This is a genomic window from Novilysobacter longmucuonensis (assembly GCF_046600735.1).
GTDB classification, from domain to species: domain Bacteria; phylum Pseudomonadota; class Gammaproteobacteria; order Xanthomonadales; family Xanthomonadaceae; genus Novilysobacter_A; species Novilysobacter_A longmucuonensis.
This window is the reverse complement of the sequence record NZ_JBJMAW010000005.1, coordinates 20,375-43,333: the sequence shown is the minus strand read 5'-3', so window position 1 is coordinate 43,333 and position 22,959 is coordinate 20,375. Positions and strand designations below refer to the sequence as shown.

Genomic DNA, 22,959 nt, shown 5'->3' with positions numbered 1-22,959 from the left:
CGATCGCGGCTGAAGCCGCTCCTACAACAAACAAAGGCCGCGGACGCGGGACGGCTCAGGCAATCGTGAACCTGTCGCCATCGAGCATCGCCGGGAAGCGCTCGCGATACGCGGCGAGCTCGGCACCCAGCAATGTCGTGGTGCTGACCACCTCCATGTCCTGGCACTCGCTGATCGGGTGGCCGAGATAATCGATCACCGCGCTGTCGCCGGAATAATGGATGCCGTTGCCGTCCTCGCCGACGCGGTTGAGACCGGCCACAAAGCACAGGTTCTCCATGGCCCGCGCGCGCAGCAGCGTTTTCCAGGCATGGTCACGGGCGGATGGCCAGTTGGCGATGTAGATCAACAGGTCATAGTCGAGCCCGCCCTCGCGCTCCACATCGAAGCGGTTGCGTGAGTACACCGGGAAGCGCAGGTCGTAGCAGACCAGCGGACAGATGCGCCAGCCCTTCCACTCCACGGTGAGGCGCTCGCGACCGGCGGCGTAGCGCTCGTGCTCGCGGGCATAACGGAACAGGTGACGCTTGTCGTACATCTGCAGGCCGCCGTCGGGCGTGGCGAAGATCAGTCGGTTGTAGACGCCCTCGCCCTCGCGGATCTGCACGCTGCCGGTCACCGCGGCGCCGATCTTCGCGGCCTGCTCGCGCATCCAGGCGACGCTCGGGCCGTCGACGGTCTCGGCGTTCCCGATCGCGTCGTTGGAAAAACCGCTGGTGAAGGTCTCCGGCAGGATCACCAGATCGGTGGTGTCGTGCAGCGGTGCGATCAGGTCGCCGTAGTACTCGCGGTTGCCGGCCGGATCGTGCCAGATAGTGGCGCCCTGGATGAGGGAGATGCGCAGGTTGGTCATGACGGCGTCCATTAGCGACTTCCTGAATTTGTAGGAGCGGCTTTAGCCGCGAGCTTTTTTCGGACAATCGGTACTGATCCGGCTTCCCCCCGTAGGGGCGGCTTCAGCCGCGATCGGGACCTGCCCGGGTCCACGATTCTGGTTCGCGGCTGAAGCCGCTCCTACGGCAATCGCTAGAGCTTTTCCAGCCGCTCGATCGCGGCGTCCAGCGTCGCCTCGTTCTTGGCGAAACACAGCCGCGCCAGGCGCTGGCCCGGCGGCGGCGCGCCATAGAACGGCGACAGCGGGATCGCGACCACTCCGTGCTCCACTGTCAGCCAGCGGCAGAACGCGGCATCGTCGAGATCGCTGACCGCCGAGTAATCGACCAGTTGGAAGTAACCGCCCGGCACCGGCAGCGGCTGCAGCCGGGTGCCGAGCAACTGTTCGCGGAAGCGGTCGCGCCGGGGCTGGTAGAACGCCCCGAGCTGCTCGTAATGCTCCGGCTCGGCCTGGATCATCTCGGCAAATGCGGACTGCGCCGGGGTGAAGGTGCAGAAGGTGTTGTACTGGTGGACCTTGCGGAACTCGGCCGAAAGCGCCGGCGGCGCCACGCAGTAGCCGACTTTCCAACCGGTGCAGTGGTAGGTCTTGCCGAAGCTGGAAATCACGAACGCGCGCTCGCGCAGCTCGGGATGGCGCAGCACCGATTCATGCCGTGCGCCGTCGAACACGATGTGTTCGTAGACCTCGTCCGACAGCAGCACGATGTCGGTGCCGCGCAACAGAGCGGTCAGCTCGGCGATGTCGTCCGCCGTGAACATCGCGCCGGACGGGTTGTGCGGGGTGTTGACCATCAACATCCGCGTCCGCGGCGTGATCGCGGCACGGACCAGCGCCCAGTCCGGCGCGAAACTCTGCGAATCGTCTCCCGCCAACCCCAGCGGCACGTGCACCGCGCGGCCGCCGGCCAGCTCGATCGCCGGCACGTAGCAGTCGTAGCAGGGATCGAGCACGATCACCTCGTCGCCCGCATGCACCACCGCGTGCACCGCGTCGAAGATCGCCTCGCTGGCGCCGGAGGTCACCGTGATCTCGGCATCGGCGTCGGGCCGGTGGCCGTAGCAGCGCTCGGTCTTGGCCGCGATCGCCTCGCGCAGTGCCGGGATGCCGGTCATCGGCGCGTACTGGTTGCTGCCATCGCGCATCGTGCGGTGCAATGCGTCGATCAGGCGCGCCGGCACGTCGAAATCCGGAAACCCCTGGCCGAGGTTGACCGCGTCGTGTTCGGCGGCCAGCTGCGACATCACCGCGAAGATGGTGGTGCCGACCCTGGGCAACTTGGTGGTCGGCTGGAACGTGGTGGGCTGGGGCGGGAGCGACATCGGCGTAGTTGGATGCGTGGGAATGCCCAGTCTACGTGCTGCCTTTCACGGCCGCGCGAATGCCGGCGCAGGCGCGGTTTGCACTCACCGGGCAACGCCGCGACACTCCGCACATGCGCGAACTACAGATTGTCGATGCCGCCGAACTGGCCGCCGCCTATGCCGCTGCGCACTATGTGGTGATGCTCGATGGCGACGCATTGCGTCTGCGCGTCGGCGAGCCGGCCACGGACCTGGAAGCCTACTGGCCGGCCGGGCGCTATGTATTCATCACCGCGTGGAATCCGGCGTCCGAGCCGCATTCGGACACCGCCAACAAGAGCGCCGATGCGCTGCTGGTGGCCGAGCTCGACGCGGCCGGAATCCGCCGGCAGTCGGCCTGGGGCGAGGACGCCGATGGCCGCTGGCGCGAGCCGGGCTGGCTGCTGGCCGACGTGGACGACTCGCGTTCGGCCACGCTGGCGCAGGCGTACGGCCAGGCCGGCGTGCTGGCCTGGACCCGCGGCCAGCCGGTGCGGCTGCGGATGCTGCTACACCGGCCCGACATCGTCGGCGCCCTGGCCGGCATCGGGATGGGGGAGTTCATCGACTGGGTTGATGGCTGACCCGTTCGCGCAGCGGTCGGGTTCGCCGGCCGAGTCGGATAAAATAGCGGCCCTGCGGCCGCATGGCCCGCGCGCACCGACCCGATGAGCCCACTGGACCGACCTGCCCCGCCGCTGCTGGAAGCCCGCGGCCTGCGCTTCGCGCGCAACGAGGAAGCCGTATTCGGCCCGCTCGACTTCACCGTCGATGCCGGCGAGGCGCTGCTGGTACAGGGCGACAACGGCGCCGGCAAGACCACGCTGCTGCGGGTGATGGCCGGGCTGTTGCGCGCCGACGAGGGTGAGATCGATATCGACGGCCGCCCGGCCAAGGCCTCGTGGCGGTCACGCGCGATCGCCTACCTCGGGCATCTGCCGGGGCTCAAGGCCGACCTCAGCGCGCTGGAGAACCTGCACTTCCTGTGCGGTCTGCAGGGCCGCCGCCGCGCGCAGTTGCCGGGCAACGCATTGGCCATGGTCGGCCTGGCCGGCTATGAGGATGCGCTGGCGCGGCAGCTCTCGGCCGGCCAGAAGAAGCGCCTGTCGCTGGCGCGCCTGTGGCTGTCGCCGGCGCCGCTGTGGCTGCTCGACGAGCCCTACGCCAACCTCGACCTGGAAGGGATCGAACTGGTCAACCGCATGGTCCAGGCCCACCTGCGCGACGGCGGCGCGGCGCTGGTGACCACCCACGGCGCCTACGCGGCCCCGCCGGTGCGGACACGGATGCTGGTGCTGGAGCGGATGTCGTGAACAGCGGAAATCCGCGACCTTTCGGACCCGCGCCTCATGCCGTCATCCCCGCGAAGGCGGGGAAACAGGTGGGGGCCACATGAAGCGCCACGCCCTGCCCGGTCTGCTCGGTGCCGCCAAGGCCCTGATGGCCCGCGACCTGCGCCTGCTGTGGCGGCGCCGCGGCGACGCGCTGCAGCCGGCGCTGCTGGCGCTGCTGGTGGTGGCGCTGTTCGCGCTGGCCCTGGGCGGCGAGCGCGAGGCGCTGGCGCCGGTCGCGGCCGCGGTGCTGTGGCTGGCGGTGCTGCTGTCGGGCCTGCTGGCGCTGGATACCCTGTTCCGCGGCGATGCCGAGGACGGCTCGTTGGAGCAATGGATGCTGGCGCCGGTGCCGCTGGCGTGGCTGGTCGGTGTGCGCACGTTCATGCACTGGGCCACCACGGCCCTGCCGCTGCTGGTCGCCACGCCCTTTTTGGGCGAACTCCTGCACCTGCCGCGCGGCCAGTTGCCGGTGCTGATGGCGTCGCTGGCGTTGGGCACGCCGCTGCTGAGCCTGCTCGGTGCGGTGGTCGCGGCGCTGACGGTCGGGATGAGGCGCTCCGGTATACTGGTGGCCTTGCTCGCGCTGCCCTTGTACGTGCCCGTGCTGGTGTTCGGCGCAGGCAGCGTGGCCGCCTCGGCCCAGGGACTGGATCCGGTCGGCGCATTGCTGCTGCTGGGCGCCGGGCTGGTCGTGGCACTCGTGCTGGCGCCGCTGGTGGCGGCGGCGGCGATCCGGATTGCGCTGAGTTGAAGCCGCCCCCACCCAAGCCTCGCGTGCCCGCACCCTGCCGCTGCTAGGTGCGGCTTCGCCTTACCAAGCAGCCCCGGCCCTCAGATCGTTCGGGCGCTGCGTAAATCGCGGACCTTCGGTTCGCAAACGAATCACGCAGCCCCGCAAGTGGGAGAGGGGTAGACGTATGAATCCGATCATCCGCTGGTTCCACAAGCTCGGTTCCCCGCCCTACTTCGACCGCTTCGCCGCGCGCTGGGCGCCGTGGGGCTATGGCCTTGGGCTGCTGGTCATGGCATGGGGGCTGTATGGGGCGTTGTTCGTGGTGCCGGCCGACTACCAGCAGGGCGACAGCTTCCGCATCCTCTATATCCACGTGCCGAGCGCGTGGATGAGCCTGTTCGTGTTCGGGCTGATGGCGTTCTACGCGGCGCTCGCGCTGGTCTGGCGGATCAAGCTGTGCGAGGTGCTGGCGATGGCCTGCGCGCCGATCGGGGCCGGCTTCACCCTGATCACGCTGGCGACCGGCTCGATCTGGGGCAAGCCGATGTGGGGCACCTGGTGGGACTGGGACCCGCGCCTGACCACCGAGCTGATCCTGCTGTTTTTGTACCTGGGCATCATCGGCCTGTACAACGCGATCGACGACCGCCGCGCGGCCGCGCGCGCCGCTGGCCTGCTGGCCATCGTCGGGGTCGCGCTGCTGCCGGTGATCCGCTATTCGGTGGTGTGGTGGAACTCGCTGCACCAGGGTCAGACGATCCGCCTGTTCGGCGAATCGACCATGGACCCGAGCATGGTCCAGCCGCTGGTCTGGATGCTGGTCGGCACCAAGTTGTGGTTCATCGGTGCGCTGCTGTCGCGCGCGCGCGCCGACAACCTGCGCCGCGAGAACGGCAAGGCGTGGGTGGCGCAGCTGGCCGGCGCGCCGGCAGGAGCGCAGCCATGAGCTACCAGAACTACGTGATCGCCGCCTACGTGGTGTTCGCGCTGGTGCTGGCCTGGGAGTTCATCGTCCCGCGCCTGCAGATCCGCCGCGAACTGCGCCACGCGCGCCGCCGCGCCGCGCGCCAGGCCGCGCGTCCGAGCCCCACCGATATGCCCGACGCGATTTCCAGCGAGTTGAGCCGATGAGGCTGTCTACATGAATTCTGTCCACATGAGCCTGCCCCACATGAGCATGTCCAATTGAACCAGATCCGACGCCGCCGCCTGCTGTGGGTGCTCGCCCTGGTGGCCGCCGCCGGCCTCGCCACGACACTTGTGGCGATGGCGCTGCAGCGCAATATCGCCTATCTCTATACGCCGGTCGAAGTGCTGCGCGGTGAGGCTGGTGCCGATGCGAATGGCGGCCGGGCGCGGTTCCGCCTCGGCGGGATGGTCGCGAAAGGCTCGTTCCAGCGTGCATCGGGGTCGCTGGAATCGCAGTTCCGGGTGACCGACGGCGATGCCGAACTGGCGGTGGTGTACCGCGGCATCCTCCCCGACCTGTTCCGCGAAAACCAGGCGGTAGTTGCGACCGGGCGCATGGACGGCGATGTCTTCGTCGCCGAGCAGATCCTGGCCAAGCACGACGAGACCTACATGCCAAAGGAAGTCGCGGACAAGATGGGCGCGGCGCACCAGAAGCATGAGGTCGGCGCGCCGGCCGACGCTGCACTCGGGGCCGGGAATTGAGTCTGTTTGCGTCGATGGCGTGGCTTGCTCGTTCGCTTTGGGCCTCAGAGGCAAGAGCAAATCCCCCTCAATTCCCCTTTTTCAAAGGGGGAGGTCCAACGTTGCAATCAATCCGGTCAAAGCCGGCTGTTCCCCCCTTTGGGAAAGGGGGGCAGGGGGGATTTGCTGCTGCTTTGATTTGCCACCGAGCACCGACCGATGCTGCCTGAACTCGGCCAGATCGCCCTAATCGTCGCCCTGCTGGTCGCGATCGTGCAGTCGGTGCTGCCGCTGGTCGGCGCGCACCGCGGCATCGCGCCGTGGATGGCGCTGGCGCGCCCCTCGGCCTACGCGCAGCTGGCACTGGTCGGCATCGCCTACGCCATCCTGACCCATGCCTTCGTCACCCAGGATTTCTCGGTGCAGTACGTCGCGCAGCACAGCAACTCGCTGCTGCCGATGCTCTATCGATACACCGCGGTGTGGGGCTCGCACGAGGGTTCGCTGCTGCTGTGGGTACTGGTGATCGCGCTGTGGACTGCGGCGGTGGCGCGCTTCTCCCAGCGCCTGCCGGCGAGCGTGATCGCACGCGTGCTGGGCGTCATGGGGGTGGTCAGCGCCGGCTTCCTCGCGTTCCTGATCTTCACCAGCAATCCCTTTACCCGCCTGCTGCCGGCCGCGCTCGAGGGCCGCGATCTCAACCCGCTGCTGCAGGACCCGGGCATGATCATCCACCCGCCGATGCTGTACTTCGGCTACGTGGGGTTCTCGGTGTCGTTCGCCTTCGCGATCGCGGCCTTGCTCGATGGCAAGGTCGATGCACGCTGGCTGCGCTGGACCCGGCCGTGGACCAATGTGGCGTGGGGTTTTTTGACGCTCGGCATTGCGCTGGGCAGTTGGTGGGCGTACTACGAACTCGGCTGGGGCGGCTGGTGGTTCTGGGATCCGGTGGAGAACGCCAGTTTCATGCCGTGGCTCGCGGGCGCGGCGCTGATCCACTCGCAGGCGGTCACCGAAAAGCGCGGCAGTTTCCGCAGCTGGACCTTGCTGCTGGCGATTGCGACGTTCTCGCTGTCGCTGCTCGGCGCGTTCCTGGTGCGCTCGGGCGTGCTGACCAGCGTGCATTCGTTCGCGGCCGACCCATCGCGCGGGTTGTTCATCCTGTTTTTCCTGGCACTGGTGATCGGCGGCTCGCTGCTGCTGTATGCGCTGCGTGCCCCAGGAGCTGACCTGGAGAGGTCGGAGCGCGGGGACCAGCCCGACGGCAAACCGTTCGCCGCGATGTCGCGCGAAACGCTGCTGCTGGCCAACAATCTGCTGCTGACCACCGCCTGCGCAATGGTGCTGCTGGGCACGCTGTACCCGTTGCTGGCCGACGCGCTCGACCTGGGGAAGATCTCCGTCGGCCCGCCCTACTTCGCGCTGATGTTCGTGTTGCTGATGGCGCCGCTGGTATTGCTGCTGCCGTTCGGGCCACTGACGCGCTGGCAGCGCGAGCAGGTTTCCAAGCCGCTGGCGATGTTGCTGCCGTGGGTGGGGCTCGCCTTAGCGGCGGGTGTCGCGGCATTTTTCCTCGCGCCGCAGGGCCAATGGAAAGTGGCGGCCGGTGTGTTCGGTGCGGTCTGGGTGGCGGCCGGCACCCTGCGCTTCGTATGGACGCGCATCCAGGGCCGCCGCGTGCAGGGCATGCGCCGATTCACCCCGGAGATGCTCGGCATGACGCTTGCGCACCTGGGAGTCGCGGTATTCCTGGTCGGCGCCCTCCTGACCGAGGGCCTGAACCAGCAGCGCGAGGTCGCGGTGGCGCCGGGCGATTCGGTCGAACTGGGCGGCTACCGGTTCCGTTTCGACGATGTGGCGCACAGCCAGGGCCCGAACTACGAGGCCGACCGCGGCACCGTGAGCGTGTTCGAGGACGACCGGCCATTGACCGTGATGCACCCGGAGAAACGCCTGTACGCCGGCGGTGGCCAGGTCATGACCGAGGCCGCGATCTCGCGCGGCATCACCCGCGACCTGTACGTCGCCCTGGGCGAGCCGCTCGGCGGCGGCGCGTGGGCGCTGCGCGTGCACATCAAACCCTTTGTGCGATGGATCTGGGCCGGCGCGCTGCTGATGATGCTCGGCGGTTTTGTCACTGCAGCCGACCGTCGCTTCCGCCTGCCCCCGCCCGATCATCCCCTGGAGACCGCACCGTGACCGACGCGCCCACTACTGCACCCCGCAGGTCCGCCATGCGCTGGCTGCCGCTGGTGGTGGTCGCATTGCTGGGCGTGCTGCTCGCGGCCGGCGTCTGGCTCAGCCGCGACCCGAATCGCGAGGCATTGCCCTCGCCGCTGATCGGCAAACCGGCGCCGGCGTTCGAACTGCCGGTGCTGCACGAGCCCGGGCGGCAGGTCTCCTCCGACGAGCTGCGCGGCGCGCCCTACCTGCTCAATGTCTGGGGCAGCTGGTGCCCCGCCTGCCGCGACGAGCACCCGGTGCTGACGCGTTTCGCCGAGACCCGGCGCGTGCGCGTGGTCGGCTTCAACTGGAAGGACGAGCACGCCGATGCGATGCGCTGGCTGGAGCAGTTCGGCAACCCCTACTGGCTGGTGCTGACCGACTACGTGGGCGACGTCGCAATCGACTGGGGCATCTATGGCGCGCCGGAAACTTTTCTGGTCGATGACAATGGTGTGGTGCGCTGGAAGCATGTGGGGCCGATGACCGACGCCACCATCGAGCAGGACCTGCTGCCGGTGCTGGCCGAGGTGGAGCAGGACGGCCGGGAGCGGGCACTGTGATTGCCGTGATGGCAGGCAACAGCAAATCCCCCCTGCCCCCATTTTTAAAAGGGGGGAACAGCAGGTGCCTTGCCTCCCTCTTTGGAAAAGGGGGATTGAGGGGGATTTGCTTCATGCTGCTGCTCTGCCTGTTGCTGACTCCTGTCGCCGCCCTCGCCCAGCCCGCCACCGATCCCACTCCGCCGCAGTTCACCGACCGCACCGAGGAGCGCCGCTTCAACTCGCTCGTCGCCGAGCTGCGCTGCGTGATGTGCCAGAACCAGTCGCTGGCCGATTCCAACGCGCAGATCGCCGTCGACCTGCGCCGCGAAGTGCTCGAGCTCATGCAGCAGGGCAGAAGCGACGCCGAAATCAAGGAATTCCTGGTCGCGCGCTATGGCGAGTTCGTGCTGTATCGGCCGCAGGTCGGCGCGCGCACCTGGCTGCTGTGGTTCGGGCCATTGCTGCTGCTGGTGATCGGCGGCGTGGTGCTTGCGCACGTGGTGCGCCAGCGCGGCGGCGGCCAGCCGGTCGCCGACGACGAAGACCAGGAGTGGTGATGACCGCGTTCGTGATCATCGGCGTTGCCCTCGCTCTGCTCGCCCTGGCCTACGTCGCGCGGCCGCTGTGGCGCGCCACCCCGACCGCATGCGTCGCGGTGGTCGCCACCCTGGCGCTGCTCACCGGCGCGACTTACCTGTGGATCGGCACGCCCGATGCACTCGACCCGGCCAATCGCCGATCACCGGAAACCCTGCCCGAAGCAATCGCACAGCTCGAAACGGAGCTGGAACGCGACCCGCGCCAGATCGAGGGCTGGCGCCTGCTCGGCAGCGCCTACACCGCCGCTGCACGCCTGGACGAGGCGCGCGATGCCCACGCACGCGCAGTCGCGCTGGACCCCGAGGACCCCAACCTGCTGGTCGAGGCCGCCGAGTCGCGTGCGAACGCCGCGCCGGGTCGCCGCTTCGATGACGCGGCCACTGCGATGCTCGAACGCGCGGTCGAGCAGCAGCCGATGCACCAGCGGGCACGTTGGTTCCTCGGCATCGCCCGGCGCCAGGCCGGCCAGCATGCCGAAGCTGCTGCCACCTGGGAGCCGCTCCTCGCGGTAGTCGAACCCGGCACTGCCGCCAGCTTGCGCCCCCAGATCGACGCCGCACGCTCCGACGCCGGCCTGGAGCCGCTCCCGCCGGCTGCCTCGGAGTCCGGCAGCGCGCGCAGCATCACCGTCAGCGTCTCGCTCGACCCGGCCCTCGCCATGCGCCTGACGCAAGGTGCGGTGGTGTACGTGATCGCCCGCCAGCCCGGCGGCGCATCAATGCCGGTGGCGGTCGAGCGCTTGTCGGCCAATGCGCTGCCGAGCGTGATCACTCTGGACGACGCTGACAGCCCGATGCCGACGCTCACGCTGTCGCAGCTCGGCGAGGTGGAAATCACCGCGCGTATTTCCGCCAGCGGCGATGCGGCCGCACGCCGCGGCGACTTCGAGGCCGCGCCGGCGACCGTCAGCGCGGACCAGGAGGCAGCGGCGTTGATGATCGATCGTGTGGTGGAATAGGCGCCACACACGCGCTACTCGTTGAACGTCATTCCCGCGAAAGCGGGAACCCAGTGACTTTGGCTTTGCGCTTTCAATCACTCACTCGAACACTCCACCAAGAAAACCCGAGACGCTGGATTCCCGCCTTCGCGGGAATGACGAGCCAAGGAGTCACGCACCGGCATGACCGAATTCATCCCCCCCGGCACCCGCTTCATCGACCTGCCCGCCGCCTTCCCGATGAAACGCGGTGGCGCGCTGCACGGTGCGCGCGTCGCGTTCGAAACCTGGGGCACGCTCAACGCCGCGCGCGACAACGCGATCCTGATCGTCACCGGCCTGTCGCCCGACGCGCATGCCGCCGCCAACGATGGCAATCCGGAGCCGGGCTGGTGGGAAGCGATGATCGGGCCCGGCAAACCCATCGACAGCGATCGCTGGTTAGTGGTGTGCGTGAACTCGCTTGGCAGCTGCAAGGGCTCCACCGGCCCGGCTTCGATCGATCCCGGCACCGGCGCGCTGTACCGGCTGGCGTTCCCGCAGCTGTCGATCGAGGACGGCGCCGACGCGGCCGTACATGTCGTGCGCGAACTCGGCATTGAGCAACTGGCGTGCGTGATCGGCAACTCGATGGGCGGCATGACCGCACTGGCGATGCTGGTGCGCCATCCGGGCATCGCCCGCAGTCACATCAACATCTCCGGCGCCGCACGCGCGCTGCCGTTTTCCATCGCGATCCGCTCGCTGCAGCGTGAGGCCATCCGCCTGGACCCGCAGTGGAATGGTGGCCATTACGACGATGCCAGCTATCCCGAATCGGGCATGCGCATGGCGCGCAAGCTCGGCGTGATCACCTACCGCTCGGCATTGGAATGGGACGGCCGCTTCGGCCGGGTGCGACTCGACCAATCCTCGCAGGACCCCGACCGCCCCGACTACGAACCGTTCGGCCTGGAGTTCGAGGTCGAGAGCTACCTCGAAGCCCACGCCCGCCGTTTCGTGCGCCGCTTCGACCCCAACTGCTATCTCTACCTGAGCCGCTCGATGGACTGGTTCGACCTGGGCGACTACTGCGCGCAGAAGTGCGGCGACAGCCAGGCCGATACTTCCGCCGGCCTCGCCTCCATCCGCGTCGACAAGGCGCTCGTGATCGGCGTCGAAACCGACATCCTGTTCCCCCTGCAGCAGCAACGCGAGATCGCCGAGGGACTGCGCGAAGGCGGTGCCGACGCGGACTTCCTGCCGCTGTCCTCGCCGCAAGGCCACGACGCGTTTCTGGTCGACATCGCGCGCTTCGGACCCGCGGTCCAGGGATTCCTGGCCACCTTGTAAATTTCTCTCTTGGGAAAGAGGGATCGCGGTCTGCTGTCTGCTCCCGAGCCCGGCGGCTCTGTGGCGCATTTGCCCGCGCGCGATCTATGCCATCACTCCTGGATCGCTCTCGCCGACGCACCGGTACGATACGTCGCATGTTAATGGGGAGCCTGCGAATGAAGATGATGGCGACACGAGTGGTTGGAACCGCGGCCGTAATGTTGATGCTGGCCGGCGCGGGCCTGTGGTACACGGTCGAAGCTGCTGCTGCCAAGCCAGGTGATGTGCTTTGGAAATACCGCACCGGCGGTGCGATCTGGGCACCGTTGACCCACGCCGATGGCGTGCTCTACGTCGGCAGCGACGATCACCACCTGCATGCGGTGGACCTGGCGACCCGTCGCGCCCTCTGGACATTCGAGACCGGCGGCCCGGTTCGCTCCAAGCCACTGGTGGTCGCCGGCCGCGTGTATCTCAGCAGCGACGACGGCCTGTTGTATGCACTGGACGCGTCGACCGGCCAGGAGCACTGGCGCTTCGAACTCGAGCCCGACAGCGTTCCGCGAGAACTGCCCGCGGCTGGGAGCACCGCCTACGACTACCTGCAGTCGGCCCCGATCCATGCCGACGGACTGGTGTATGTCGGCAGCGCCAGTGGCCGCATGCACGCGCTCGATGCGGCCAGCGGCAAGGAGCTCTGGCGCTTCGCCACCGACGGCGCCATCCGCGGCAACCCGCTCGTTGGCGGCGGCGCGCTCTACTTCGGCAGTTGGGACCACGGTGTCTACTCGCTCGATGCGAAAACCGGCGAGCGCCGGTGGCACTACGACACCCAGGGCATCGTGCAGAGCACGCCGGCGCTGGGGGATGGCAAGCTCGTCATCGGCAGTCGCAGCGCCAAGCTGTTCGCGCTGGACGCGGCGACCGGCACGGAAGCCTGGACCCATGTCTACTCCGATGGTTCCTGGGTCGAGTCCTCAGCGGTCTACGCCGACGGCGCGTTTTACATCGGCAGTTCCGACTCGCTCAAGCTGTCCGCCTTCGATGCCGGCAGCGGCGAGGAAACATGGGCGTTCGACACCGGCGGCTGGGCATGGTCGACGCCGGTGCTGAGCAATGGGGTTGCTTATATCGGCGGCTTGAGTGCGTTCCCGTACTACTTCGACGGGGTAACGCTGGAGCCGGGGTTCTTTGCCGTCGACGCCGAGACAGGCCAGGAGAAGTGGCGCTTCATGCCGGAACCGGTGAAGGGGTACGTTACTGGCGGCGTCATGGCAGCACCGGAAGTCCATGACGGCACTGTCTATGTCGGTGCCCTCGACGGCCACGTCTACGCGCTGCAGGAATAACTCTCCTCCGAGACGCAGCCGCCAACTCAGGATGCAGAGCGGGTTTGAACCCGCCGACCCGATCGTCGGTTTCGACCGTAGCGCTCGTGTGCAAACCGCCGACGCATCGACCGACCGCAGGCGCGCACGCGCGAGCCGGCGTAAACTCGTCGCCATGAACGTCCAAGCCCTGCCCGACATCGCCTTCCCCGGTCACGACAAGCTGGTCACCGCGCTCGATGCCGCGGTCGGCCGCGGCGACGAGCACGAGATCACCGCCGCGTTGCGCGACACGCTGTGCCGGTTGATCCGGGACCGCGACGTCAGCCTGCCGCCATGCGTCCATGAGCCGATCGACGACCACTACGCGCGCCGCGAGATCTACCGCAGCCCGGACCTGGGCTACAGCGTGGTGGCGATGACGTGGGGGCCAGGCCAGGGCACGCCGGTGCACGACCACTGCGGCCTGTGGTGCGTGGAGGGCGTATGGGACGGCGAACTGGAGATCACCCAGTTCGAACTGCTCGAGCGCGACGGCGAGCGCTTCCGCTTCCGCGCCGCCGGCGGCATGCACGCCGGCCCCGGCAGTGCCGGCAGCCTGATCCCGCCGCACGAATACCACACCATCCGCAACACCAGCGCCGAGCACGTGGCCATTTCGCTGCACATCTACAAGGCGCCGATGGACACCTGCTCGGCGTTCGTTCCGCACGATGGCGAATGGTTCGCCCGCAGGGACCAGACGCTGGATACCGACGCGCCCTGAGCCCCGCCTGCGCAGGCCAAGCGCTCCTGTAGGAGCGCCCCATGGGCGCGAAGCCCGCCGCGACGCAATCCCGCTCCGATCGCGGGCATGGCCCGCTCCTACAAATCCCGCCGCCGCAAGCACACGTAGAGCGGAGCTTGCTCCGCTGCACCCGCGGCGAAAACAGCAGCCGAGCAAGCTCGGCTCTACCGATCGCCCGCACGCTTCCTTGTAGGAGCGCCCCATGGGCGCGAAGCCCGCCGCGACGTGACCCCGGCCGCGCCCGCGCCCGCGCCTCCAAATGCGTCGCGCTCGCCTACCTCCGCGGCTCTCCCGTCAGCCATATGCCTGCCGATGGATTTCTGTTTTGTAACGCCTGCAAACCCGATCACTCAGTCCCGCGACCTCGCCGGAACGAACGGCGACACCGGGTCGCTGGCCGGAAAGGTTTCTTCCACCGCCTCATCCTGCAGCTCGCTCTGATGCTCCCGATCCCGATCCCGATCCTGCCGCTGCTGCGGCGACTCCGGCAGGTTGCGCGCACCGCCACCATCGATCGAAGGGTCTTTCTGATCCTGCCTGACCATGGCCGTCTCCAACTGGGGGATAGGCCAAGCTATGCCGGCAAACGTTAGGGTTTCCGCACGCGGACGTGATGGACGGTTTAACTCCAGGAACCCGATCCGATCGCCGCAAAGAAGAAGGGCCCGGAATCACTCGCGGGCCCTTCACTTGTCCGGTATTTGTTGCCTGGTGCCGAAGGTGGGACTCGAACCCACACGCTTTTAAGGGCGGCGGATTTTGAGTCCGCTGCGTCTACCGATTCCGCCACTTCGGCCGGCCGCGCAGTATAGCCGCACCCGCTTGCGGCGCTCCAGCGAAATATCCCGCGGCGCTGCGGCTAGGATGCGGGCATGTGCCTGATCGCCGCCGCCTGGTGCGTCCATCCCCGCTATCGGCTGGCCCTGATCGCCAACCGCGACGAGTTGCACGCGCGGCCGGCGGCGGCGGCGGGCTTCGATCCGGAGGCCGCGGATGTCTACGGCGGCCGCGACCTGGTGCAGGGCGGCAGCTGGCTGCTGGCGTCGACGCGCGGGCGGCTGGCGGCCGTCACCAACGTGCGCGCCGGCCCGGCCGGCGAGGCGATGCCGCGATCACGCGGTGCGTTGGTGCGCGATTTCGTGCGCGGGGCGCAATCGGCTGATCAGCACCTCGCCACACTGCGCGCGGAAGCAGCCGAGTACGGCCGCTTCAACCTGCTGGTCTGGGACGGCGAACGCCTGGCGTTTGCCAGCAACCACCCGGGCTTTGCCGCCGATCCGGTCGAACCCGGCGTGCATGCCATGTCCAATGGCGCGTTCGATGCGCCGTGGCCGAAGAGCGCGCATGCGACGCGGGCGTTGTCGGCGTGGTTGGCATCGGACGCGCCGGGCCGGCATCAGGCGGGCGACGCCAGTGCGCTGCAGCCGTTGCTGGACGCGCTGGCCGATGCGACACCCGCGCCGGATGCGGACCTGCCCGATACCGGGATCGGTCGTGACCTCGAGCGCTCGCTGTCGCCGGCGTTCGTGCGCGACCGGCGCTACGGCACACGGTGCAGCACCGTGGTGCTGGTGGAGCACGCGGCGCTCACTTTCGTGGAGCGGCGTTTCGGGCCGGATGCGCGGGTGACGGGGGAAAGTGCGCGGCGGTTGCGGATCGACTGAGGTGCAAGTCGGGGATGTGCGCCGGCGATCTGGCTCGAATCCTCCCCGGCCCTCCTTTGCCAAAGGAGGGAGACAAGCCTGCGGCGGAGCTGGCAGAGAACTCAGCCCCCGCCTCGCGCAATCACCCCCACGGCCACCAGCCGCGGCCGGTCGCGGCGTACCGGTCGGCGGCGCGCTCGAAACGGTTGCGCACACTGATGCCACCGCACACCAGGTACACCGGCAGGAACAACGGACCGAGCACCATGTACTGGTAGACATGGGCGCGCTCGTGATCGGCCAGGCGCACGTGCGGCTCCTCGCACAAACCGGCGCGATGCGCGTAGGTGCGACACGGCGCATCGAGGTCCTGCCCGGTATGCAGGATCACGTTGCCCAGGGTCAGCGCCCCGCCCGGCCCCCACGGCCAGCGGTCGAACACCAGCGCGAGTTCGCCGCGCCGCCAGTGCACACGCGCACCGAACGCCAGCCCCGAGCCACCGAGCAACAGTCCGGCGAGCGTGTTGGGCAGCGTCCACAACGCGCCAAGCGCGAGCCACCCGCGGATCGGGATCAGCCCTCGTCCGGCATCAGCAGCCACAGGATCAGGTACGCCAGGATGCCGGGGAATGCGGCCGAGGCGATCGAGACGATCACGAAGACGATCCGCAGCAGGGTCGAGCTCCAGCCGTATCGGCGGGCAATGCCGCCCATCACGCCGCCGATCATGCGGTCGTGGCGGGAGCGGGTGAACGGTCGCGGGGTGGCGGACATTCGGCTCGATCCTGTGGGGGATGGGACGAGTGTATGGCGGGTGTGTGATGACGGCGTGGCGCCGGCAGCCGCCCGGCCGCAGTTTCCTGTAGGAGCGGCTTCAGCCGCGAGCTCCTGCCGCAGGCCGGTGCAGAGCCGTCCAACCTGCGAGCCGCGCGGCGCTTCGGCGGTCGCGTTCCGCTGGATGCCCTGCAGAAGTGGTGTGGCATTCCGGCTCCGGATCGAAAAGCTCGCGGCTGAGAGCCGCTCCTACAGAGGGCCGATCGGTATCAGCGGGTTGTGAGCCAGTCGTGGATCGCGGTGGGCACCTCGCGCTGGGCGCGGCCGGACACGTAGATGCCGATGTGGCCGCCGCGGAACGACAGCTCGCTGTAGTCGCTGGAGCCGGTCAGCCCGGCGAGTGCGCGGGACGCGGCTGGCGGCACCAGGTGATCCTGCTGGGCATAGATATTGAGCAGCGGCATGTCGACATCGCCCAGGTGCACCTCGCGCCCGCCGATGTCGATCCCGCCCTTGACGAAGCCATTGCCCTGGTAGAACTGCTTGACGAACTGGCGGAACGCTTCGCCGGCCTGGTCGGGCGAGTCGAAGATCCACTTTTCCATGCGCAGGAAGTCCTCCAGCGCCGCCTTGTCGTCGAGGATGTCGACCAGCCCGACGTACTTCTGCACGAACAGCCGCCACGGCTTGAGCATCAGGTAGCTCATGTTCATCAGGTCGGCCGGCACGTTGCCGAGGGTATCGACGAACAGGTCGACATCGATCCCGCGGGTCCAGTTGGCCAGCATGTTGTCTTCGGTGTGGAAGTCCACCGGCGTGACCATGGTGATCAGGTTGCGGACCTTGCCCGGGTTGAGCGCCGAGTAGCACAAGGAGAACGCGCCGCCCTGGCAGATCCCGAGCAGGTTGATCGCATCGAGGTCGTGACTGCGGCGCAGGTGGTCGATCGCCCCCCCGAGGAACCGCTGGATGTAGTCCTCCAGTTCCAGGTAGCGGTCGGAACGGTCGGGATAGCCCCAGTCGAGCACGTAGACGTCCTCGCCGCGCTCGAGCAGGCCGCGCACGATCGACTTGTTGGCCTGCAGGTCGACCATGTACGGCCGGTTGACCAGCGCATAGGCGATCAGCAGCGGTACCTTCGCGGTCGGTGCATGCCCGCCGTCGCCGCGGAAGCGGTACAGCACCACCTTGCCGTCGCGCCACACTTCCTGTTTTTCGGTGACGCCGTAGTCGACGTCGCCGACCTGCTGCAGCGTCTCCAGCCCGGCGCGCAGCTTGGCCTGGGTCTTTATGGCTTCCTGCGCCAGCGACTGCGGGGTGAAGCCGATCGGGCTGTTGGTCTCGTAGCCGTTCATCTCAACGCTTCCTCTGCGGGGTCTTCTTCACCGTGCGCTTGGCCGCTGCTTTCTTGGCCGCTGCTTTCTTGGCCGGCACTTTCTTGGCCGGCGCTTTCTTGGTTGTCTTTCGAGCGCTGGATTTCTTCGCGACCTTTGCGGGAGCGGTGCGCGTTTCGCTCGTGCCCCCTCTCCGCGCAGGAGCCGGTCGGGGTGAAGCGTCGGGATCCCGATGCGCCCGCGGGTGCTCGGCGCTCTTGCCAGCGGACGCATCGCCCCCCGCCTCGAGCCGGTCGCGCAAACGGCGCATCTCACGCTCCAGCTGCACTATCTTGCGATGGGCCGAATCGACTTCGGTGCGGGTCGGCGTACCCAGCAGCAGACCGGCCTGCTCGACCTCGCCCTGCACCGCAGCGCGCAGCCGCATCTGCGCGTTGATCATGTCGCCATAGGCCTCGCGGAAGCGCGGCGACAATGCGACCTCCGCATAGGCCTCCTCGGCTGCATCGATCCAGAGGTCGAACAGCGCACGGGCCGAGTCCAGCGTTTGCCCCGACTCCCCGCGTTGGGCCAGCTTTTCCTGAAACAGTGCGAACGCAGCCTGCCCGGCCTCGCCGAGCAGCGCGTTGTAGGCCTGATCGCGCTGCTGGAAATCGAGCTGAGCCTGCGCGAGCTTCTGCCAGCGCTCCTGGTGCTCTCGAGCGAATCCGAACGCCGGGGTGCCCAGCCACTGGCTGCCCTGGCGCTGCAGGCCCTCGATATAGGGCGCGGCCTGTTCGAACCACTGCTCGGGACCGGCCTGGCCGCGGCCGCCCATGCCGCGCAACACCTCGGCAAACGGATTGCCGCCGCCGCTGCCGAGCATCCGTTTCCAGGCATCGGCGATCTGCGCCGCGCCCGCGTCCTGGCCGGCGAACTGCGCGGCCAGTTGCTGCATCTGCCCGAACCAGCCGCGCGCCTGGCTGTTGAAGCGCTGCACGGCCTCGTCCATCTCATTGCCGCCGCCGCGGCCGGGTTGCGATGCCAGCTGCGAGGCGAGTCCGGACCACCAGCCGACCGCGTCGTTCCAGTCTGGCGCCTTGGGCTGCGACGGCTTGGCGGCATCGCGCATCATCTCGCCCCAGCTGTTCCAGTACTCGCGCGCGAGCGCCTCGAAATCGCCACCGAACGTAGGGTTCGCCATCATCGCCTCCTGAGCCTGGCGCGATGATATCAACGCGGTTGTTGCGCGATGGTGTCGCCGATGGGCTCTCTCCGCGTTTTAGCGGGAAGGCAATGGAGTAACGGTGCGCGGAAACCGGGGGCGGCGGATGCTCTGAATCGGGACTGGCGCAGTCGTTTACAGGGCGCTTGCCCTCATCCGCCCTTTGGGCACCTTCTCCCGCGCGCGGGAGAAGGGGTCTTGCGAAAGGCCATTCTTAGGGCTTGGGAATCCGCAGCGTCTTGCTGATCATCAGCACGCCCGACAGCGCGAACATCAGCACCAGCGGATGGAACTGCCACGGTCCGAGCTGGACCATGCCCAACCATATGTCGCGGCCAATGGCGCCCTGCCAGGCGGCGACCGCCAGCACGATCACCAGCACCAGGCTGGTCGGGATCGGGGTTCCCTCGAAGTAGTTGACCTTGCCCTCCTCTCCCGCCAGTTGCTCGGCGGTGACGTTGTAGCGCGCGAGCCGGCTGACCCCGCAGCCGACGAAGAAGCTCAGCACCACCCAGTCCCAGCCACCCTGGAGGCCGCAGGCATAGCCGAGCGCCGCGGGGGCCACACCGAAGGAAATCACGTCGGCCAAGGAATCCAGTTCGCGCCCCAGGGTCGAGGCCAACTTGCGCCAGCGCGCGACGCGGCCGTCCAGCGCATCGAAGATGAAGGCCAGCGGGATCAGTGCCATGCCGATCATGAGGTCGCGCACGATGCCTTCCTGCAGGAAGCGCATCGCCGCGAAGATCGCGCCGGTTCCGCAGAACGCATTGGCGAGGGTGAACCAGTCCGCGAGGTGGAACTCGCGAAGCATCGTGAAGTGACGCGGCATGCAAGGCTCCGGGGTGGCGACCGGTCCATCGTAGTGCATGCAGACTGCCAGAGCGGGCGTGAAGCGCGCAGCAGTCGGCAAGTCGCCGAAGGGCCTATCCGGGCGCGATGCGCCTGGTCCTGACGCGATAGGCCGGTGCCGGTGTCGGCCCCTCATCCCCAAAAAAAACGAGGCCGGATAACCGGCCCCGTCGGACAATGCATCTGTTGCAGATAGATCAACCGCGCGTCGTATCGCCGGACACCAGCGCGGTCTGCGTCACGATTTCGCCGTCGACCACCGGCAGGCGCTCGCCCGGACGGTCATCGAGGCGGATGACCTGCTCCCGGCCCTCATAGCGGTAGGTGACGTCATAGCCGATCACCTGGTCCTCGCTGCCCAGCGGGATGCGACTGCCCGGCTTGCTGCCGGTGCGCATGGTGCCGGTGGTGCCATCGGGATTGCGGTAGGTCACGTTGTAGCCGACCACGCGGGTGGACTGCGAGGTCTCCGAGACGGTGCGGCATTGGCGGTCGACCCGCTCGACCGTCTGGCCGCCGACATGGTTGCGGTCAACCCGGTTGCCGACATAACCGCCGGCGGCCGCGCCGGCCGCGGTCGCGACCTTGCGGCCGTTGCCGCCACCGATCTGGTTGCCGACCAGGCCGCCGATCACCGCACCGGCGATGGTGCCGCCGACGTTGCCGTCACGCTCGGGCAGCCGCTCCTGCACGACCACGTCCTCGCATACCTCACGCGGGCTGGACACGGTGCTGGTCTCGCGCACCGGGTCGGATCCGATCACGGTCGCATACAGCTCCTGCTTTTCATTGACCGGCTCGACCTGCAGCACGTCGGCGTATTGGGCCGCGGCGATGGCGCCATCGACCGCGAAGTCGCCATCGGCAGCGGTCACCAGCGCCTGCGAATCGGCGGCGGTGGCCACCTGCGGATCCGCAGAGCCATTGCCGCTGAAGCTCTGGTAGGAAGCCACCGCAACGCCACCGACCAGCAGCGATGCCAACGCAACCGCAATCATGTTCTTGTTCATCAGCGCCTCTCCTGCAGCGGGTCGGAGCCCGCGGTTGGTGTGGGGTGCATTGCAGCACCCCCAACCTGAACGGGCACCGTTTTTTTAACGTAAAACTGACAAATGCATGAATATCGCGGTGCCGGTGTTAGCGTGTCCGCCATCACACCCAGCCGCGAGCACAGGACCCGGGCATGGCCAATCCGATGCTGCTTCCCCTGTTGAACTGGGCGCGCAAGCTGCGCTATCCGACGCTGTTCAAGATCACCGCGGCGCTGTTCGCGATCACGCTGGTGGTGCCCGATCCCATCCCGATGATCGACGAGATACTGCTCGGGCTCGGTACGCTGTTGCTGGCCAACTGGAAGAACCGCAAGGCACCGATCCCGCCGCCGCGGCGTCCACGCTGACCGGTGCCTCTTGTTCGAGCTGATCGACACCCATTGCCATCTCGACGCCGGCGAATTCGATGGCGATCGCGCGGCGGTGATCGAACGCGCGCGCGCCGCCGGCGTGACGCGGCAGATCGTCCCGGCAATCCAGGCCGACCATTGGCCGGCGCTGAAGGCGGTGTGCACGGGCGCGCCTGGCCTGTTTCCGGCCTATGGGCTGCATCCGATGTGGCTGGCGAAACATCGCGAGCCGCACATTGCGGAGCTGCGCGAATGGATCGAGCGCGAACGGCCAGTTGCGGTCGGGGAATGCGGGCTCGATTATTTCGTCGAGGGACTCGACCGCACCGGGCAATCGCACTATTTCGAGCAGCAGCTGCGGCTGGCGCGTGATTTCGAGCTGCCGGTGATCGTGCACGCGAGGCGCGCGCTCGACGAGGTGCTGGCCGCCTTGCGCCGGTTCGCGCCCTTGCGAGGCGTCGTGCACAGCTTTTCCGGCAGCCTGCAGCAAGCCGAGCGCCTATGGGAACAGGGATTCCTGCTGGGTCTGGGCGGCCCGGTGACCTACGAACGCGCGCAGCGCCTGCGCCGGGTCGCGAGTCAGGTGCCGATCGAGTGCTTGCTGCTGGAGACCGACGCCCCCGACCAGCCCGACGCCGGACACCGCGGCCAGCGCAACGAGCCGGCGCGGATCCTCCATGTGCTGGACACCATCGCCGAACTGCGCGGCATCGATCGCGCGGAGCTCGCCGCCGCGACCACCGCCAATGCCGAGCGCCTGTTCAAGCTCCCCCGCCCGCCCGTGCCTTTGTAGGAGCGCCGCCCCATGGGCGCGATGTACGCGGTCGCGTCACTCCACATCGCGGGCATGGCCCGCTCCTACAAAAGCGCGGTGCCATTGTAGGAGCGCCCCATGGGCGCGATGCACGCACTCGCGTCACTCCACATCGCGGGCATGGCCCGCTCCTACAAAAGCGCGGGCCTTTGTAGGAGCGCCCCATGGGCGCGATGTACGCGGTCGCGTCACTCCACATCGCGGGCATGGCCCGCTCCTACAAAAGCGCGGGCCTTTGTAGGAGCGCCCCATGGGCGCGATGCACGCGGCCGCGTTACTCCCATCGCGGGCATGGCCCGCTCCTACAAAAACGTGGTGCCTTTGTAGGAGCGCCCCATGGGCGCGATGCACGCGGCCGCGTTACTTGCATCGCGGGCATGACCCGCTCCTGCGCCGGTCAGGGCGTCCGGCTTGCGGGTGCCTTCAACAGCATCTCCAGCGCCTTGCCGATCATTGCGAATGCGAACGCGCCGGTGATGTGGGTGGCCGCGCCGAGGCCGGCGCCGCAGTCGAGTTTCAGGGCGGCATCGCCGCCGACCTGCGGGCGTACGCCGCAGACGCTGCCGTCGGCCTGCGGATAACTCACGTTCTGCAGCGAGTACACCGCCGGCACGCTGAAATAGCGGGAGGCCGTCTTCGGAAAATTGAACTCGCCGCGTAGTTTCTTGCGGATCAAGGCGAGCATGGCGTCGTGTTCGGTGCGCGACAGGTCACGCACGCGCACCAGTGTCGGGTCGGTGCGACCGCCGGCCGAGCCGCACACGATCAGCGGCCGCTTGCGGCGGCGGCACCAGGCGATCAGTTCGACCTTGCTGCGGAAACTGTCGCAGGCATCCAGCACCAGGTCGAAATCCGGCGCCAGCAAGTCGGCGACATTGCCGGCAGTCAGAAAGCTCGGCACGGCCACCACCTCGATCATCGGATTGATCGCGCGGCACCGTTCGGCCATCGCCTCGACCTTGGCGCGTCCGAACTGGCCTTCCAGCGCAGGCAGCTGCCGGTTGGTGTTGGACACGCACAGGTCGTCGGCGTCGATCAGGGTCAGGTGGCCAAGACCGCTGCGCGCCAGCGCCTCGACCGCCCACGAGCCGACCCCGCCCAGCCCCACCACCGCCACGCGGCATGCGGCAAAGCGCGCAAGCGCGCCGCGGCCGTAGAGCCGGTCGATGCCGCCAAATCGTTGCTGCCACAGGTGTTCGCGGGCGTTCTCGGTCATGCCTGCAAGTGTAAGGGTGCGAGCCCCG

General features: G+C 68.0%; 26 protein-coding genes and 1 tRNA gene. 16 read left to right on the top strand and 11 right to left on the bottom strand.

Annotated features, from left to right (window positions below; all coding sequences use genetic code 11):
• Window positions 1-55: 55 nt before the first annotated feature.
• Entirely contained in the window at window positions 56-853 is a 798-nt protein-coding gene (locus tag ACJQWM_RS07015; RefSeq protein ID WP_332703293.1) for an amidohydrolase, read from the bottom strand.
• A 173-nt stretch (window positions 854-1,026) separates the two neighbouring features.
• The gene (locus ACJQWM_RS07010; RefSeq protein ID WP_332703277.1) at window positions 1,027-2,217 is read right to left on the bottom strand and encodes a pyridoxal phosphate-dependent aminotransferase; all 1,191 of its coding nucleotides are present in this window, start codon (window positions 2,215-2,217) and stop codon (window positions 1,027-1,029) included.
• A 113-nt stretch (window positions 2,218-2,330) separates the two neighbouring features.
• On the opposite strand from ACJQWM_RS07010, the gene ACJQWM_RS07005 reads away from it, so the two are divergent.
• The 13 genes from ACJQWM_RS07005 (at window position 2,331) to ACJQWM_RS06945 (ending at window position 13,674) form a co-directional block, all read left to right on the top strand.
• Window positions 2,331-2,822, top strand: a complete 492-nt coding sequence (locus ACJQWM_RS07005) for a DUF3293 domain-containing protein (protein WP_332703279.1) — start codon at window positions 2,331-2,333, stop codon at window positions 2,820-2,822.
• 84 nt (window positions 2,823-2,906) lie between these two features.
• Window positions 2,907-3,551 (top strand): heme ABC exporter ATP-binding protein CcmA, encoded by a 645-nt coding sequence (gene ccmA, locus ACJQWM_RS07000; protein WP_332703281.1) that lies wholly within the window; start codon window positions 2,907-2,909, stop codon window positions 3,549-3,551.
• A gap of 79 nt (window positions 3,552-3,630) precedes the next feature.
• Entirely contained in the window at window positions 3,631-4,323 is a 693-nt protein-coding gene (gene ccmB, locus ACJQWM_RS06995; protein WP_411306739.1) for a heme exporter protein CcmB, read from the top strand.
• Window positions 4,324-4,489: 166 nt separating this feature from the next.
• Window positions 4,490-5,251, top strand: coding sequence for a heme ABC transporter permease CcmC (ccmC, locus tag ACJQWM_RS06990; RefSeq protein WP_332705675.1), 762 nt, complete (start codon window positions 4,490-4,492; stop codon window positions 5,249-5,251).
• On the top strand, window positions 5,248-5,436 hold the full coding sequence (ccmD, locus tag ACJQWM_RS06985) for a heme exporter protein CcmD (protein WP_332705672.1): 189 nt from the start codon (window positions 5,248-5,250) through the stop codon (window positions 5,434-5,436). Before ccmC ends, ccmD begins: the two co-directional genes overlap by 4 nt.
• Window positions 5,437-5,490: 54 nt before the next feature.
• Entirely contained in the window at window positions 5,491-5,979 is a 489-nt protein-coding gene (gene ccmE, locus ACJQWM_RS06980; protein WP_332705669.1) for a cytochrome c maturation protein CcmE, read from the top strand.
• 198 nt (window positions 5,980-6,177) lie between these two features.
• Complete coding sequence (locus ACJQWM_RS06975; RefSeq protein WP_332705666.1) at window positions 6,178-8,157, top strand: heme lyase CcmF/NrfE family subunit; 1,980 nt, start codon at window positions 6,178-6,180, stop codon at window positions 8,155-8,157.
• Window positions 8,158-8,192: 35 nt separating this feature from the next.
• Window positions 8,193-8,744 carry a DsbE family thiol:disulfide interchange protein gene (locus ACJQWM_RS06970; RefSeq protein WP_332705690.1) on the top strand — a complete coding sequence of 184 codons (552 nt, stop codon included), beginning with the start codon at window positions 8,193-8,195 and terminating at the stop codon, window positions 8,742-8,744.
• A 113-nt stretch (window positions 8,745-8,857) separates the two neighbouring features.
• Window positions 8,858-9,283 carry a cytochrome c-type biogenesis protein gene (locus tag ACJQWM_RS06965; protein ID WP_332705663.1) on the top strand — a complete coding sequence of 142 codons (426 nt, stop codon included), beginning with the start codon at window positions 8,858-8,860 and terminating at the stop codon, window positions 9,281-9,283.
• Window positions 9,283-10,284 carry a tetratricopeptide repeat protein gene (locus ACJQWM_RS06960; protein WP_332705660.1) on the top strand — a complete coding sequence of 334 codons (1,002 nt, stop codon included), beginning with the start codon at window positions 9,283-9,285 and terminating at the stop codon, window positions 10,282-10,284. Before ACJQWM_RS06965 ends, ACJQWM_RS06960 begins: the two co-directional genes overlap by 1 nt.
• Before the next feature lie 165 nt (window positions 10,285-10,449).
• Window positions 10,450-11,598, top strand: a complete 1,149-nt coding sequence (metX, locus tag ACJQWM_RS06955; protein WP_332705657.1) for a homoserine O-acetyltransferase MetX — start codon at window positions 10,450-10,452, stop codon at window positions 11,596-11,598.
• Window positions 11,599-11,765: 167 nt separating this feature from the next.
• Complete coding sequence (locus tag ACJQWM_RS06950; protein WP_411306738.1) at window positions 11,766-12,929, top strand: outer membrane protein assembly factor BamB family protein; 1,164 nt, start codon at window positions 11,766-11,768, stop codon at window positions 12,927-12,929.
• Between the two features lie 154 nt (window positions 12,930-13,083).
• Window positions 13,084-13,674, top strand: a complete 591-nt coding sequence (locus ACJQWM_RS06945; RefSeq protein WP_332705651.1) for a cysteine dioxygenase family protein — start codon at window positions 13,084-13,086, stop codon at window positions 13,672-13,674.
• A 371-nt stretch (window positions 13,675-14,045) separates the two neighbouring features.
• Here ACJQWM_RS06945 and ACJQWM_RS06940 read toward each other — a convergent pair whose 3' ends face one another.
• Together ACJQWM_RS06940 and ACJQWM_RS06935 are read right to left on the bottom strand one after the other, a co-directional pair.
• Window positions 14,046-14,240 (bottom strand): hypothetical protein, encoded by a 195-nt coding sequence (locus tag ACJQWM_RS06940; protein WP_332705648.1) that lies wholly within the window; start codon window positions 14,238-14,240, stop codon window positions 14,046-14,048.
• Window positions 14,241-14,404: 164 nt separating this feature from the next.
• Window positions 14,405-14,491 (bottom strand) — tRNA-Leu (locus tag ACJQWM_RS06935).
• A gap of 76 nt (window positions 14,492-14,567) precedes the next feature.
• Here ACJQWM_RS06935 and ACJQWM_RS06930 point away from each other — a divergent pair.
• On the top strand, window positions 14,568-15,359 hold the full coding sequence (locus tag ACJQWM_RS06930) for an NRDE family protein (RefSeq protein WP_332705645.1): 792 nt from the start codon (window positions 14,568-14,570) through the stop codon (window positions 15,357-15,359).
• Between the two features lie 121 nt (window positions 15,360-15,480).
• On the opposite strand, the gene ACJQWM_RS06925 is transcribed toward ACJQWM_RS06930, so the two are convergent.
• The 6 genes from ACJQWM_RS06925 to ACJQWM_RS06900 all read right to left on the bottom strand — a co-directional run bounded on the left by ACJQWM_RS06925 (window position 15,481) and on the right by ACJQWM_RS06900 (window position 20,509).
• On the bottom strand, window positions 15,481-15,939 hold the full coding sequence (locus ACJQWM_RS06925; RefSeq protein WP_332705643.1) for a hypothetical protein: 459 nt from the start codon (window positions 15,937-15,939) through the stop codon (window positions 15,481-15,483).
• On the bottom strand, window positions 15,912-16,112 hold the full coding sequence (locus tag ACJQWM_RS06920) for a PspC domain-containing protein (protein ID WP_332705640.1): 201 nt from the start codon (window positions 16,110-16,112) through the stop codon (window positions 15,912-15,914). The genes ACJQWM_RS06925 and ACJQWM_RS06920 overlap by 28 nt, the downstream gene beginning before the upstream one ends.
• Before the next feature lie 269 nt (window positions 16,113-16,381).
• Entirely contained in the window at window positions 16,382-17,467 is a 1,086-nt protein-coding gene (locus tag ACJQWM_RS06915; RefSeq protein WP_332705637.1) for a class III poly(R)-hydroxyalkanoic acid synthase subunit PhaC, read from the bottom strand.
• A gap of 1 nt (window position 17,468) precedes the next feature.
• Window positions 17,469-18,629 (bottom strand): class III poly(R)-hydroxyalkanoic acid synthase subunit PhaE, encoded by a 1,161-nt coding sequence (phaE, locus tag ACJQWM_RS06910; protein WP_332705635.1) that lies wholly within the window; start codon window positions 18,627-18,629, stop codon window positions 17,469-17,471.
• Between the two features lie 235 nt (window positions 18,630-18,864).
• Complete coding sequence (locus tag ACJQWM_RS06905; protein ID WP_332705632.1) at window positions 18,865-19,479, bottom strand: CDP-alcohol phosphatidyltransferase family protein; 615 nt, start codon at window positions 19,477-19,479, stop codon at window positions 18,865-18,867.
• Between the two features lie 217 nt (window positions 19,480-19,696).
• Window positions 19,697-20,509, bottom strand: a complete 813-nt coding sequence (locus ACJQWM_RS06900; protein ID WP_332705629.1) for a glycine zipper 2TM domain-containing protein — start codon at window positions 20,507-20,509, stop codon at window positions 19,697-19,699.
• Window positions 20,510-20,682: 173 nt separating this feature from the next.
• On the opposite strand from ACJQWM_RS06900, the gene ACJQWM_RS06895 reads away from it, so the two are divergent.
• Window positions 20,683-20,898, top strand: coding sequence for a DUF6116 family protein (locus tag ACJQWM_RS06895; RefSeq protein WP_332705626.1), 216 nt, complete (start codon window positions 20,683-20,685; stop codon window positions 20,896-20,898).
• Window positions 20,899-20,908: 10 nt separating this feature from the next.
• On the top strand, window positions 20,909-21,694 hold the full coding sequence (locus tag ACJQWM_RS06890; RefSeq protein WP_332705623.1) for a TatD family hydrolase: 786 nt from the start codon (window positions 20,909-20,911) through the stop codon (window positions 21,692-21,694).
• Between the two features lie 418 nt (window positions 21,695-22,112).
• On the opposite strand, the gene ACJQWM_RS06885 is transcribed toward ACJQWM_RS06890, so the two are convergent.
• On the bottom strand, window positions 22,113-22,931 hold the full coding sequence (locus tag ACJQWM_RS06885; RefSeq protein ID WP_332705620.1) for a tRNA threonylcarbamoyladenosine dehydratase: 819 nt from the start codon (window positions 22,929-22,931) through the stop codon (window positions 22,113-22,115).
• Window positions 22,932-22,959 lie beyond the last annotated feature (28 nt).

Bases quoted from the DNA above. Each gene is read 5' to 3' on its own strand.
- ACJQWM_RS06965 (WP_332705663.1), top strand. From the start codon at position 8,858: ATGCTGCTGCTCTGCCTGTTGCTGACTCCTGTCGCCGCCCTCGCCCAG.
- ACJQWM_RS06915 (WP_332705637.1), bottom strand. From the start codon at position 17,467: ATGAACGGCTACGAGACCAACAGCCCGATCGGCTTCACCCCGCAGTCG.
- ACJQWM_RS06920 (WP_332705640.1), bottom strand. From the start codon at position 16,112: ATGTCCGCCACCCCGCGACCGTTCACCCGCTCCCGCCACGACCGCATG.
- ACJQWM_RS06940 (WP_332705648.1), bottom strand. From the start codon at position 14,240: ATGGTCAGGCAGGATCAGAAAGACCCTTCGATCGATGGTGGCGGTGCG.
- ACJQWM_RS06900 (WP_332705629.1), bottom strand. From the start codon at position 20,509: ATGAACAAGAACATGATTGCGGTTGCGTTGGCATCGCTGCTGGTCGGT.
- ACJQWM_RS06950 (WP_411306738.1), top strand. From the start codon at position 11,766: ATGGCGACACGAGTGGTTGGAACCGCGGCCGTAATGTTGATGCTGGCC.
- ACJQWM_RS06975 (WP_332705666.1), top strand. From the start codon at position 6,178: ATGCTGCCTGAACTCGGCCAGATCGCCCTAATCGTCGCCCTGCTGGTC.
- ACJQWM_RS06895 (WP_332705626.1), top strand. From the start codon at position 20,683: ATGGCCAATCCGATGCTGCTTCCCCTGTTGAACTGGGCGCGCAAGCTG.
- ACJQWM_RS07015 (WP_332703293.1), bottom strand. From the start codon at position 853: ATGACCAACCTGCGCATCTCCCTCATCCAGGGCGCCACTATCTGGCAC.
- ccmB (WP_411306739.1), top strand. From the start codon at position 3,631: ATGAAGCGCCACGCCCTGCCCGGTCTGCTCGGTGCCGCCAAGGCCCTG.
- ACJQWM_RS06960 (WP_332705660.1), top strand. From the start codon at position 9,283: ATGACCGCGTTCGTGATCATCGGCGTTGCCCTCGCTCTGCTCGCCCTG.
- metX (WP_332705657.1), top strand. From the start codon at position 10,450: ATGACCGAATTCATCCCCCCCGGCACCCGCTTCATCGACCTGCCCGCC.
- ACJQWM_RS06930 (WP_332705645.1), top strand. From the start codon at position 14,568: ATGTGCCTGATCGCCGCCGCCTGGTGCGTCCATCCCCGCTATCGGCTG.
- ccmC (WP_332705675.1), top strand. From the start codon at position 4,490: ATGAATCCGATCATCCGCTGGTTCCACAAGCTCGGTTCCCCGCCCTAC.
- phaE (WP_332705635.1), bottom strand. From the start codon at position 18,629: ATGGCGAACCCTACGTTCGGTGGCGATTTCGAGGCGCTCGCGCGCGAG.
- ACJQWM_RS07005 (WP_332703279.1), top strand. From the start codon at position 2,331: ATGCGCGAACTACAGATTGTCGATGCCGCCGAACTGGCCGCCGCCTAT.
- ACJQWM_RS06945 (WP_332705651.1), top strand. From the start codon at position 13,084: ATGAACGTCCAAGCCCTGCCCGACATCGCCTTCCCCGGTCACGACAAG.
- ccmD (WP_332705672.1), top strand. From the start codon at position 5,248: ATGAGCTACCAGAACTACGTGATCGCCGCCTACGTGGTGTTCGCGCTG.
- ACJQWM_RS06885 (WP_332705620.1), bottom strand. From the start codon at position 22,931: ATGACCGAGAACGCCCGCGAACACCTGTGGCAGCAACGATTTGGCGGC.
- ACJQWM_RS07010 (WP_332703277.1), bottom strand. From the start codon at position 2,217: ATGTCGCTCCCGCCCCAGCCCACCACGTTCCAGCCGACCACCAAGTTG.
- ccmA (WP_332703281.1), top strand. From the start codon at position 2,907: ATGAGCCCACTGGACCGACCTGCCCCGCCGCTGCTGGAAGCCCGCGGC.
- ACJQWM_RS06970 (WP_332705690.1), top strand. From the start codon at position 8,193: ATGCGCTGGCTGCCGCTGGTGGTGGTCGCATTGCTGGGCGTGCTGCTC.
- ACJQWM_RS06905 (WP_332705632.1), bottom strand. From the start codon at position 19,479: ATGCCGCGTCACTTCACGATGCTTCGCGAGTTCCACCTCGCGGACTGG.